Source organism: Mesorhizobium sp. M0870, assembly GCF_040319775.1.
Classification (GTDB): domain Bacteria; phylum Pseudomonadota; class Alphaproteobacteria; order Rhizobiales; family Rhizobiaceae; genus Mesorhizobium.
Genome location: NZ_JAMYOI010000024.1, coordinates 79,255 through 91,495, shown reverse-complemented (window position 1 = coordinate 91,495; position 12,241 = coordinate 79,255). Strand labels below are relative to the sequence as shown.

Annotated in this window: 11 protein-coding genes and 1 tRNA gene; 7 read left to right on the top strand and 5 right to left on the bottom strand. The window is 62.9% G+C overall.

Annotated elements, in window-relative coordinates; genetic code table 11:
* Positions 1-118: 118 nt before the first annotated feature.
* A complete protein-coding gene (locus tag NKH97_RS24940) occupies positions 119-937 on the bottom strand; it encodes an alpha/beta fold hydrolase (RefSeq protein WP_352441060.1) in 819 nt (272 codons plus the stop codon).
* A 190-nt stretch (positions 938-1,127) separates the two neighbouring features.
* Between NKH97_RS24940 and NKH97_RS24935 the strand changes: the two genes are divergently transcribed.
* The 5 genes from NKH97_RS24935 to NKH97_RS24915 are packed head-to-tail and all read left to right on the top strand — an operon-like array spanning position 1,128 to position 5,751.
* Complete coding sequence (locus tag NKH97_RS24935) at positions 1,128-2,381, top strand: ABC transporter substrate-binding protein (protein WP_352441061.1); 1,254 nt, start codon at positions 1,128-1,130, stop codon at positions 2,379-2,381.
* A 3-nt stretch (positions 2,382-2,384) separates the two neighbouring features.
* Entirely contained in the window at positions 2,385-3,122 is a 738-nt protein-coding gene (locus NKH97_RS24930) for an ABC transporter ATP-binding protein (RefSeq protein ID WP_352441062.1), read from the top strand.
* A complete protein-coding gene (locus NKH97_RS24925; RefSeq protein WP_127269236.1) occupies positions 3,119-3,832 on the top strand; it encodes an ABC transporter ATP-binding protein in 714 nt (237 codons plus the stop codon). Before NKH97_RS24930 ends, NKH97_RS24925 begins: the two co-directional genes overlap by 4 nt.
* A gap of 12 nt (positions 3,833-3,844) precedes the next feature.
* Positions 3,845-4,720 carry a branched-chain amino acid ABC transporter permease gene (locus NKH97_RS24920; RefSeq protein WP_352441064.1) on the top strand — a complete coding sequence of 292 codons (876 nt, stop codon included), beginning with the start codon at positions 3,845-3,847 and terminating at the stop codon, positions 4,718-4,720.
* A complete protein-coding gene (locus NKH97_RS24915) occupies positions 4,717-5,751 on the top strand; it encodes a branched-chain amino acid ABC transporter permease (protein WP_352798986.1) in 1,035 nt (344 codons plus the stop codon). Before NKH97_RS24920 ends, NKH97_RS24915 begins: the two co-directional genes overlap by 4 nt.
* Before the next feature lie 126 nt (positions 5,752-5,877).
* Here the strand turns inward: NKH97_RS24915 and NKH97_RS24910 are convergent, their stop codons facing one another.
* The 4 genes from NKH97_RS24910 to NKH97_RS24895 all read right to left on the bottom strand — a co-directional run bounded on the left by NKH97_RS24910 (position 5,878) and on the right by NKH97_RS24895 (position 10,366).
* Entirely contained in the window at positions 5,878-7,194 is a 1,317-nt protein-coding gene (locus tag NKH97_RS24910; RefSeq protein WP_128302675.1) for a M20 family metallopeptidase, read from the bottom strand.
* A gap of 58 nt (positions 7,195-7,252) precedes the next feature.
* On the bottom strand, positions 7,253-8,158 hold the full coding sequence (locus NKH97_RS24905; RefSeq protein ID WP_352752590.1) for a MurR/RpiR family transcriptional regulator: 906 nt from the start codon (positions 8,156-8,158) through the stop codon (positions 7,253-7,255).
* Positions 8,159-8,328: 170 nt separating this feature from the next.
* Positions 8,329-9,969 (bottom strand): peptidoglycan L,D-endopeptidase MepK, encoded by a 1,641-nt coding sequence (locus NKH97_RS24900; protein WP_502895929.1) that lies wholly within the window; start codon positions 9,967-9,969, stop codon positions 8,329-8,331.
* Between the two features lie 322 nt (positions 9,970-10,291).
* Positions 10,292-10,366, bottom strand: a tRNA-Thr gene (locus tag NKH97_RS24895).
* 161 nt (positions 10,367-10,527) lie between these two features.
* Here NKH97_RS24895 and NKH97_RS24890 point away from each other — a divergent pair.
* Entirely contained in the window at positions 10,528-10,722 is a 195-nt protein-coding gene (locus NKH97_RS24890; protein ID WP_023809256.1) for a hypothetical protein, read from the top strand.
* 146 nt (positions 10,723-10,868) lie between these two features.
* Entirely contained in the window at positions 10,869-12,161 is a 1,293-nt protein-coding gene (gene murA / locus NKH97_RS24885; RefSeq protein ID WP_023809257.1) for a UDP-N-acetylglucosamine 1-carboxyvinyltransferase, read from the top strand.
* Positions 12,162-12,241 lie beyond the last annotated feature (80 nt).

Below are 12,241 nucleotides of genomic sequence, written 5' to 3'. Positions count from 1 at the left end.
GGCGACAGGCCTTTTCATGTCACATAAGGATATCTTTATGTCAATATACGGTAGGTGCACGTGATTGTCACCCACCTGTCTCGAAGGCGGGGTCTGTGGCGCCGGTTTTCCGACGGACCTACGCTCTGTCGAAGCTTGCCAGGAAGCGGGCGAAGACCGGATTGAAGCGATCCGGCGAATCCCAGAACGGCGCGTGGCCGGATTTGTCGAGCAGATGGGCCTTGCCTTCCCATAGATTGGAGAATTTCACAGCGGAGACGAAATCGGTGTTGACGAATGGCTCGTCGATGCCGTTCAGAACGGCGATCGGCGGCGTCTTGCCGGCCACGATCTCGCGCTGGTTCCGCCCGGTGCCGGCCGCGAACTTTTCGAACATCAGGCGCCGCGCCCTTCCATCGGTGCGCGCCACCGTGTCGATGAGAAACGGCTCGAACGGCTCGCCGCAGGTGCTGCGCGCATAGGCCTGGACATCCGCGTCAGTGAAGGTTTCCTGCCCGGCAAGGTGCATATGCGGGCTCGGCTTGAAGCCGTTGCCGACCTCCTCGGGCGAGACGGGCGGCGTGCCGGTGATCATCAGGCCAAGCAGGCCGGGAAAGCGGTCGATCATCTCAAGCCCGATATGGCCGCCGAGCGACCAGCCGAAGACGATGGCCTTGTCGATGCCGAGCAGCCCGAGCACTTCGGTCATGGCGTCGGCATAGCCTTCCATGCTGTAGGAACGCTCCGGATCGATCGCATCGGCGGACGCTCCATGGCCGGGCAAGTCGGGAGCGATGAGATGGTAGCGCTCGCCCAACATGCTGTCCAACTGGTTGCGGAAAACGGCGCTGGAAGATGAATTGCCGTGGATCAGCATGACAGCGGTGCCTTCGCCACCGGTCTGGCGAACAGCGATCTTGCCGTGGCTGGTTTCAAGGGTCTTCTGCGAGATCGTCATTGTCCGCTCCGTCGGGAATTGCCCTGTTTTAATGCAGTTGCGCAGCAAAGCGCCACGGCTTCCATACCTTTGCGGGAACCATCTTCCCGGCTAGGTTGCGTTGAAAAATCCTTTTCAAATAAGAACAATTATGCGTAGATTGTCAATTATCCAACTCCCGATGAACGGGAGGAAAACAGGGAACAGCACGATGAAGCCCAAATCCGCCGCAAGTCGAATCCGCCATATGCTGATGAGCACGACGCTGATCGGCATGTTTGCCGTGTCAGGCGCCCCCGCCTTTGCCGAAATCGTCAAGATCGGCCTGCTTGCGCCGCTGACCGGCCCTGCCGCGGCGGACGGCCAGGAATTCCAGCGCGGCGTGCAGATGGCCATCGACGAGGCCAACGCAGCCGGCGGCGTTGCCGGGGATACGTTCGAACTGGTGGTCGGCGACGTCAAGGATCAGTCCGCCGGCAACGTCACCAGCGCGGTCGAGCGCCTGCTTGGCGATCCGGGCGTGCACTTCATGCTGACCGGCTATGCCAGCCTGACCAATTTCGAGATCGACAACATGGCCGAAGCGGAAATGCCTTACATGCTGGCGGCCACCTCGCAGCAGACCAGGGACATCATCGCGCCGAGCCCCGATAAATACATGTGCTGCTGGTCGCTGACGCCTTCCTTCGACGCCTACAACACCGACGTCACCCTGTTCGTCGAGAAGCTCGCGGCCGACGGCAAGATCACCTTGCCGACCAAGAAGGTCGCCATCATCTCGTCCGACAACGCTTATTCGAAGACCATCTCCGAAGGCATGAAGAAGACCTTCAAGGAGAAGGGCTGGACCATCACCGTCGACGAGATCGTGCCCTTCGGCGAAGTGACCGACTGGCGTTCGATCCTCGCCAAGGTGCGCGAGAACGTTCCCGACGTCGTCATCAACACCGACTATCTGCCGGGCAATTCGGCGTCCTTCCTGAACCAGTTCCTCGAGCAGCCGACCAAGAGCCTCGTCTTCCTGCAATACGCACCGAGCGTTCCGGAATTCGTCGAACTGACCGGCAAGAAGTCGGATGGTGTCATCTACAACCTGCTCGGCGGCGCGCTGACGACGCCGAAGAACCCGCGGGCCGACGAGGTGGCAGCCAAGTTCAAGGCAAAATACGGCGTCGAGAGCGGCACCTACGGCATCGGCCTCTACGAAATGACCAATGTCTATTTCGACGCGGTCAAGAAGGTCGGCGGCGCATCCGACCATGCGGCGATCATGAAGGCGCTGTCGGAGACCGACAAGCAGGTCGCCGAAGGGCGGCTGAAATTCGATCCCGCCACCCACCTTGCCACACAGGGCGACGACTACATCCCGATCACCTTCTTCCAGATTTGGGACGGCCAGCGCACGCTGATCTCTCCGGAGAAATACGCCACCGGCGCCTTCAAGCTCCAGCCCTGGATGAAGTAGGGAATGGCCCTGCTTGAACTGGACGACGTGTCGAAGGCCTTCGGTTCGCTGAAGGCCGTCGACGGCGTGTCTTTCAAGGTCGAGGCCGGCGAGATCTTCGGTATCGCCGGCCCGAACGGCAGCGGCAAGAGCACGCTGTTCAACATCATCACCGGCATCCCGTTCGGCCCCGACCGGGGCAACATCCGCTTTGACGGCATTGCCATAAACGGCAAATCGGGACACGCCATCGCGCGCCTCGGCCTCGCCCGCACGTTTCAGCGCGAGACCAGCTTCGACGGGCTGACCGTGTTCGAGAACGCGCTGATCGGCGCCAGTTACGGCAAGCAGGAAAAGACAGCGGCCACGGCCCGCAATGCCGCCGCCGAGGCGCTGGAGTTCGTCGGTCTGGGATCTCAGTCGTTCGGCCGGCTTGCCGGCGAATTATCCGTGTTCGAGCGCAAATGCCTGATGCTTGCCACCGCGATTGCCATGCAGCCGCGCATGCTCTTGCTCGACGAGCCGGCATCGAGCCTGACCAAGCCCGAGATCGAGACGTCGATCGGCCTGATCCGCCGCACCGCCGAGCGCGGCATCACCATCCTTCTGATCGAGCACGTGCTGACCTTCCTGATGAGCCTTTCGCAGCATCTGCTGGTGCTCAACAATGGCCGTGTCCTGGCCGCCGGCGATCCGGCAGGCGTAATCGCCGATCCGCGCGTCATCGAAGCCTACCTCGGCACGAGGAGGTCGGCGGCGTGAACCCCATTCTCAGCGTCGAAGGCGTCACCGCCGGCTATGGCCGCGTCACCGTGCTGCACGATATCTCGCTGGAGGCCGGCCGTTTCGGCAATGTCGGCCTGTTCGGCCCCAACGGCCATGGCAAGACGACGCTGCTGCGCGCAGTCTCCGGGCTGCTGCAGCCGAAGAGCGGCCGCATCCTGTTCGACGGGCAAGACATTGCCGGCCGCAGCGCACGCGCCATCGTCGGCGCCGGCCTGATCCATGTGCCGCAAGGCAACCGGCTGTTTCCCGATCTCTCGATCGCCGACTGCATGGCGCTCGGAGCCTATTCGCCGCGGGCCCGGCCGCATGAGGCGGAGAACCGCGAGAAGGTGATCAAGCTGTTTCCGAAACTGGCGGAACGCTGGCGCCAGCGCGTGCGCACATTGTCGGGCGGCGAGCGCCAGATGGTGTCGATCGGCACCGCGCTGATGAGCCATCCGCGCCTGCTGATCCTCGACGAGCCGACGCTGGGGCTGGCACCCAAGATCAAGGACGAACTCTGCGCCTCCGTCATGGACATTTCGCGCGGCGGCGTGCCGCTGATCGTCGTCGAGCAGGATATCGAATTTCTGCTGGAACTGACGCAGCAACTCTACCTCGTCAACCATGGCGCCGTTGCGACCGAGATCAAGCCGGGCGAAAGCCTCGACCACGGCGAGATCATGTCGATGTATTTTGGCCATTAGGAAAATCCGAAGATGAGCGCATTGGCGGAAATCCTGTTCGGCGGCCTGTTCCAGGGCTCGCTCTACGCCATGATGGCGGTTGGGCTCGCTCTCGTCTGGACGACGATCGGCGTGTTCAATTTCAGCCATGGCGTGTTCATGATGCTGGGCGCCTACATCGCCTGGCAGCTGGTCGAACTCGGCCTGCCGGCGGCGGTCGCCTTTCCCATCGCCGTCGTCGTCATGGCCGGCGTCGGCTGGATCCTGCAGGCGAGCGTCGTGCGGCCGCTGATCGGCCGACCCAACATCGTGCTGGTCGTCGTCATCACCACGCTGGCAGCCGGGTCGCTGATCGAGAACGGCGCGCTGACCATCTGGGGACCGCGCTCGAAGCAGATCCCGGCGCTGATCGCCGGCAACACCACCATCGGCGGCGTCGGCGTCTCCCTGCACCAGATCGCCATCATCGTCATCACGCCGCTGATCCTGACCGCACTTTGGATGTTCCTCAACCGCACGCGGCTCGGGCTGGCGCTGCGCGCCGTGGCGCAAAACGAAGATGCCAGCCACCTTGTCGGGCTGAACGTCACCGCGCTCTATGGGCTGGCCTTCGCCATCGCCGCTTCGCTCGCCGGGCTCGCCGGCATCTTCATGGGCGGCTACCGTTTCATGTCGCCGGTGATGGGCAGCGACCCGCTGCTCAAGGCGCTGATCGTCGTCGTCTTCGGCGGCATATCGAGCATATCGGGCCCGATCTTCGCCGCCTATCTGATCGGCTTCTTCGAGGCAGCCTGCAGCTATTATTTCGGCTTGTACTGGACGCCGGCGCTGCTGTTCGGCGTGCTCATCCTGACCCTGATGGTGCGCCCCGAGGGCATCTTCGCCAGCCGCTCCCGAGGCCTAGCATGACCGACACGACATCGCTGATCGCGCCTGGCCACGCCGAGGCGGCAACCCCGATCGCTCCAGGCCGCACGCCGTGGAAGCAGGAGGCCATCGGCTTCGTGCTCGGCTTCGCGCTGCTGGCGCTGCTGCCGCTGATCTTCGGTGACACCTATGCCCGCCACATCCTGATCATGGCCTTCATCTATGCGATCGTCGCCTCGAACTGGGATCTTAGCCTCGGCTATGGCGGCGTTTTCAATTTCGGCCATCTGGCGCTGTTCGGCATCGGCGTCTATGCCTACAGCCTGCTGACCAAGCTGGCCGAATTCGACCCGTGGATCGCGCTGTTTGCCAGCGGTGTCATCGCCACGCTGGCGGCGATCCTTGTGACCATCCCGATCCTGCGGCTGAAGGGCATCTACATCATCCTGGTCACTTTCGGCTTCGCGCAGTTGGTCATGCAGGTCATCATCAGCCAGTCCGCCATCACCGGCGGCACGCAAGGGCTGGTGCGCATTCCCGGACTTTACGTGTTCGACCACAATATGGTCCGTGACGGCAAGTCAGCCTATTTCTACATCGCGCTGGCGCTGCTGGTGGCGAGCACGCTGTTCCTGCGCGTGTTCGTGCGCTCACGCGCCGGGGCCAGTATCGTCGCCTTGCGCGACAATGAGGAATACGCCGTCAGCCGCGGCGTCTCGATCGTGCGCCAGCGCATGCTGACGCTTGCCGCGAGCGCCTTCTTCACCGGCATCGCCGGTGCCTTTTACGCCGCCTACCAGCGCAATGCCTCGATCGACGTCTTCGGCATGAGCCTGGCGACCATCATCCTGTCGATGGTGCTGCTTGGCGGCACCAGCACCATCTACGGCGCCATCATCGCCTCCTTCGTGCTGACGATCTTCGCCGAATGGATGGCCGATTTCGGCGCGTGGCGGCCGATGATCACGGCGGTGCTGATCATCGGCGTGATGCTGGCCTACCCGAGCGGCCTGGTCGGCATGATCAAGGCTTCATGGGACGCCGTCGCCGGACGCCTGAAACGCCCGGCCTGACCGTTTCGGAATAGCGGCTCCGCGTTAGAGCATTTCACCGTTTCAGAGAAACGGCGAGCTGCTCTAACTCTTTGTTTTGGAGCAATTCTGGACGGAAAACCGCTTCACACTTTTCCTAGAATTGCTCTAACGGATGCCGCACCAGTCGATGACCGAAGCGGCGATCACCTTGGCGGTCTCGACCACCGATTCGACCTCGACATATTCGTCGGAACCGTGAAACCCGTCGCCCGACGGGCCGAAGATGACACCATCGACGCCGGCGCCGGCATAGTGCGCGGCATCGCACACGGCGACGAAGCCGCGCGCCTGCGGCGCCTTGCCGACCATGGCCTTGCGCTTCATCAGCGATGTCACCAGCGGATGATCGACCGGCGTGTTCATCGGCGGGAAATATAGCCCGCCGAGCTCCCATTGGATCGCAGGCGGGTTGTCGCGCAGCCACGCATCGGTCTGGGCGAAATGGTGGACGAACGTCTCGAAATCGCGGCGGTAGTCGGCCGAGTTCTCATCAGGCAGGAATTTCATGTCGAGATCGAGCACCGCGACATCGGGAATGATGGCTGGGTTGGTCATGACGGTCGGCAGGCCGTGTTCGCCAAGGCCGGTGCCGCCATGCATGACGCCGATGTTGATCGTGTTCATACCGAGCGGCAGCAATGGATGGGATTTCGCCCGCGTCCGGTCCAGCTCATACTGGCGCACGGCGGCAATGAAGCGGGCAGCGATCTCGATGGCGTTGACGCCCGGCTCCAGCCGGTCCTTGTCGTGGCGCTGCGGATAAATCTCGTTGTAGCGCAGCGCCGAATGGGCGTTGCGGCCGCGGATCGTCACCCGCGCCCATTCGAGCCCGCCTTCGACCGGCAGGACATCGCCCCAGGTCGGTTCGGCGACCAGCACCGCCTTGGCCAGCTTGCCCTTATTCACCGCGTCCATGGCGCCGAAGCCGCCGGCTTCCTCGTCGACGACGGAATGGATGGCCAGCCGGCCCTGCAGCGTGATGCCCGCCTTGCGGATCGCATGTGCTGCGGCGACGCAAGCGGCGACGCCGCCCTTCATGTCGACGGCGCCGCGGCCATAAAGGCGGCCATTGGTGATCTCGCCGCCGAACGGATCCACCGACCAGTCCTTCATCGCGCCGACCGGCACGACGTCGATGTGGCCGCACAGGATCAGGCTGCGGTCCTCGTCTCCCGCCCATTCGCCGACCAGATTGGGCCGGCCGGGCAAGGCATCCCATTGCTCGGTCTTGAACCCGTCCTGCCTGAGGATCGGTTCGAGCAGCGCCTGGACATCCGCCTCGCGGTTGATCGCCGGGTTGGGCTCGAATTTGGGGTTGACCGAAGGGATGCGAACCATGTCGCGGGTCAGGCCGATCAACCAGTCGCGATCGGTCTCGATCTCAGCCTGCACGGCATCGATGATGGTCTGGTTGTCGGGCATTGTCGCTTCCTTCTCTGCGTCGCGGCGCTTTGCAATCGCTGCACTGGGCGCAACGACACTATTTCCTTGTGGTTTTGGATTTGGCGGCGTCGTCGGCCGATGACGACAGGGCGGTATCGAGCGTGACCGCATTGGCGCTGCGGATCCTTTCGATGTCCTCGATGCGCTTGCGCACCCCGGCGCCGTGGCTCTCCAGCGCGTGGGCAAACACGGTTTCCATCTGGGCAACGGCCGTCGCCAGCGTGTCGAACGGCGAGTTGGCGTCGATCGCGGCGACCATGGTCAGGTCCGCTATGTCAGATATCGGCGACAGCCAGACATCGGTGAACAGCAGGATGGAGACGCCGCGCTCCTTGGCCTGCTGGGCAAAGCTCACCACGTCCGACTGGTAACGCCGGTAGTCGAACACGACGAGGAGGTCGCGCTTGCCAAGGTCGATCAACAGGTCGAAATCGGCGGGGCTCAACGAACCGATGTCGCGCACGCCGGAGCGGAACTGCAGGAGGTAGCCGGCCAGCATGGAGGCGATATGCCGGCTGAACCGGCCGCCCAGCAGCACGACCTGGCCCTTGCTCTCCAGCAGCATGTTGACGGCGCGCGTGTAGGCCTGCACCGGCACTGCCGTGCGGGTGCGCTCCAGGCTGTCTGAAACCGAATGGAAATAGGCAAGTGCGGTGCCTTCGCTGGAGCCGCCCGGACGCTTGGCCTCCATCATCAAAAGCGGCGAATGCAGCCTGGATTCGACTTCGGTGAGCAGGCGTGCCTGGAAGTCGGCAAAGCCGACATAGCCAAGCTTGGTCATCAGCCGCGTCACGCTCGGGTCGCTGACGCCGGCGCGCCGTGCCAGCCGGGTCGCGGTGCCCAGCCCCGACATCGGATAATCGGCGAGCAGGACCTGGACGATCTTCTCTTCCGCGGAGGTGAACGCCACGGTCGTATTGGCCAGTTCTTCGCGGATCGACATTGTCATCGCCTATCGTCGACGGAAAGACAATTATCTTACAATTTCGCACATGTTTGTCAAATTTGGAACTTTTCTTACAGAACCATCGAGAGTTCGGCATGACTTGCAATCCCATGACAGCCAAGCCAGTCGTGCAACACATCCACGTCGGCTCGAACGAGGGCTTGCGTCTATCTGAAGCTGGCGATGGGCAGGAACTTGACCGCTGAACCGGTGAAGCGTCGGTGATCGGAGGTCTGTCCTCGCGGCTGGAATCCATCGAGATAGATGTGCTCCGGCGCTGTGCGGATGAGATTGGCGGCAATGACGGACGCCGCCGCAGGGCTAGCTCCGCCGGCGATGCCACGACCCGTCTCAATCAGCCGGCCGGACAACGCTGCCGGCACGATGACCGCGGTGGCTTCGGGATCGAGATTTGGCTGGACACGGTCGGCCTTCGGGCTGGTCCTGACGCGATCTTCGGGCTTCGATTGGGCAACCGAGACCCGCTGGCCGGCCAACCCATTGTGGCCGTCATCGGCGTGGTTCAAGGCCAGCAAGGCAGCGACCGCATCGCCGGCTTTGTCTGCTTCAGGCTGGCGCATCGGGCTTGTCAAGCTTTCCGGTCGCCATGTCGGCAACGGGATGTTGAGCGCCACAAGGTCCGGCGCGCCGCTCGCGGGGCCGGCATCCGACTTGCCCGAGGGAATTTCAGCATCGGTTGCCGCTGGATTGGCCAGTTCGGCCCGCGCCGTGGAAGCGTTGGCTGTTGCAAGTTGCGCGATTTGCGGGGTCGGAATGCTGGTCGTTGGCCCGGTGCGCGGGGCGAAGGCTGGCAGCGGCACTGAGCCCGGCGCCATCGCCATGACGATCGCTTCAGGCGTCTTTCCTTCCGGCCCAATCGACGATTCTTCGACCCGATCGACGGAAGCCATCTGGATGTCAGCGCGCTGGGCATCCTGCGGCGGCACGATCGCGATGCCGGCGGGCCTGGGTTCAACGGACTTGGCCGGCTTGCGTGGCGCCGGCACCGCTTCGGCGACATCATCGGTCTCGTCCGCGCCGCGCCCGCCCAAAAGCGTCGCCAGCAGGCCGCGCGGCCTGCGTTGGCCGCCGTCGGCACTTGCCAGGTCGATGTTGGGCGCGCCGGTGCCCTTGCGCGACTTGTAGGCGGCAAACGCCTGCCCATAACCGGGCAGCGGTTTGCCGTCGCTCGGCACATGCAGCGTATTGCCGTTCGGGAATACCCTTGCGAGTTCCTGGCGGCTGATGCCAGGCCAATGCCGCACATTGCCGACATCCATATGTATGAAAGGCGAGCCGGAGGTCGGGTAATAGCCTACGCCGCCGCCCTGCATCTTGAGGCCGATGTCGCGCAGCTTCTTCAGCGGCACATCCGGCAGGAAGAAGTCCATCGCGCGGCCAACCATGTGTTGGCTTTCCCGAGCCACGCCCTTCGAGCGGCTGCGCAGCATGGCGTTCGTCGCTGGCGACCGATAGGCGCTGACCACGTGAATATAGGCTGTCGAGCCGCTGGCGCGATAGGCCTGCCAGACAAGATCGAGCAGGCGCGGATCCATCTTCGTCGGTTCGTTGCGACGCCAGTCGCGCAGCATCAAATTGATCTTCTTCAATCCCGCCGGATCATAGCGCCCATTGCGCTTGAACACGATTTCAGCCTTCTCGCCCGTATGGAGATGTTGAATCTTCAAAGCACGCGTCTCCGCGAACGCGCCGGTAACGAACAGACATAAGAACGCTGCCATGATGGCCGGCAGTGTCCAAAGACGGGAAGCACCGGGGGCGTTTTGCACGTTTTCGCTCACGTTCATGCCTTGCACGTTCTTTTGTTTCGGGCGGTTTTAGGTTCCGCCCAGATCAGGAGCCTTTCGGCCCTCTTCCTGACAAGCATGGACTTGACCGACGCAGACGGGCATCCATGCCACAATACGTCATGTCGATGAACAGCATCTTGGTTAACGAATCGTGTCTTGCCGGGAATGCGCTTCGGCTGGAGTTGCCTGTGGCAGCCATTTTCTGGAGCAATGCACCGCTGATGAGGTCCGCCAGCACGACGGCCGCGCCGTTCCCGTGTAGCCGCCTCGCCCTTGCAAATGCAGAGGACGAATGTGCGGCAACAAGGATGTTGGAAACTGGTGCTGCGAGAGAGGATTGAACTCTCGACCTCTCCCTTACCAAGGGAGTGCTCTACCACTGAGCTACCGCAGCCGCTGATGGGGGGGCTTCTGCCATATCGAACCGGCAAGCGCAAGGCCAAGCGCAACGCTTCTGTGAAAGCCTTTGCCGGATAGCTTTTAATGACATGGGGGCGCCACAATGTTGGCTATCCCTGAATGGCGGGCTGGCTGCTCACGGGCCAGAGCGGGACAATGGATGACAAGGCAATTCCAGTGAAAAAGGATGGTCCACCGAATAACAGCGCAACAATCCGCAAGGATCGGCTGGCAGAGCAATTGCGCGCCAATCTGCAGAAGCGCAAGGCGCAGTCACGCTCGCGGCGCACCGGAGATGCAGATCAACGGCCGGACGGGCTCGCTGCATCGAAGGAAATACAAAAAGATTAACTCAAATCGGCCACTCTTGGCCCGGGGTGGGCGAAATCCCATTTCTTGAACCAGCGTAATTCTTGAACCAGATCGGCCAATGGTCTAGACGGGCCGCTACTCAAACGATTGAACCGGCCCTGTTTGGCCGAGAGGGACTTTCTTCCATGGATCGCATCAGAATTGTCGGGGGCAACCAGCTCTCCGGAAGCATTCCGATCTCGGGCGCGAAAAACGCGGCGTTGCCTTTGATGATCGCCTCGCTTTTGACCGACGACACGCTGACGCTGGAAAACGTGCCGCATCTGGCCGATGTCGAGCAACTGATCCGCATCCTGGGCAACCACGGCGTCGATTATTCGGTCAATGGCCGCCGCGAGAAGCAGAATGAGGGCTATTCGCGCACCATCAACTTCTCCGCCCGCAACATCGTCGACACCACAGCGCCCTACGAGCTGGTGTCGAAGATGCGCGCCTCGTTCTGGGTGATCGGCCCGCTGCTGGCCCGCATGGGCGAAGCAAAAGTGTCGCTGCCGGGCGGTTGCGCCATCGGCACGCGGCCGGTCGATCTGTTCCTCGAGGGCCTGCAGGCGCTGGGTGCCGACATCGACGTCGACACCGGCTATGTCATCGCCAAGACAAGGAATGGCCGCCTTGTCGGCAACCGCTATATCTTCCCGAAGGTCTCGGTCGGCGCCACCCATGTGCTGATGATGGCCGCGGCGCTCGCCAAGGGCGAGACGGTGCTGGAAAACGCGGCTTGCGAGCCCGAGATCGTCAACCTCGCCGAGTGCCTCAATGCCATGGGTGCGAAGATTTCCGGCGCCGGCACGCCGACAATCACCATCGACGGCGTCGAATCGCTCTCCGGTGCGCGCGTACGCGTCATTCCCGACCGCATCGAGACCGGCACCTATGCCATGGCCGTCGCCATGACCGGCGGCGACGTCGTGCTCGAAGGTGCGCGTCCGGATCTGCTGCAGACCGCACTGGACGTGATCGCCCAGACGGGTGCGGAGATCACGCCGACCAATTCCGGCATTCGTGTGAGGCGCAACGGCGCCGGCATTGCGCCGGTCGACGTGACGACGGCGCCGTTTCCGGCCTTCCCGACCGATTTGCAGGCGCAGTTCATGGGCCTGATGACGATGGCCAAGGGCAAGTCGCGCATCACCGAGACGATCTTCGAGAACCGCTTCATGCATGTGCAGGAACTGGCGCGGCTCGGCGCTCACATCACGCTTTCGGGCCAGACGGCGATCGTCGACGGCGTGCCGAAACTGAAGGGCGCGCCGGTCATGGCGACCGATCTTCGCGCCTCTGTCTCGCTGGTCATCGCCGGCCTGGCGGCGGAAGGCGAGACGACGGTCAACCGCGTCTACCATCTCGACCGCGGCTTCGAGCGGCTGGAAGAAAAGCTATCCAACTGCGGCGCGGTGATCGAGCGGATTTCCGCATAGGCCAATCGCAAGGCCTCGCGGTGCGGTTGCGCGGACGGGAAAGACCGCCTAACAGAAGGTTCAGTTATCAACCTTCAGGT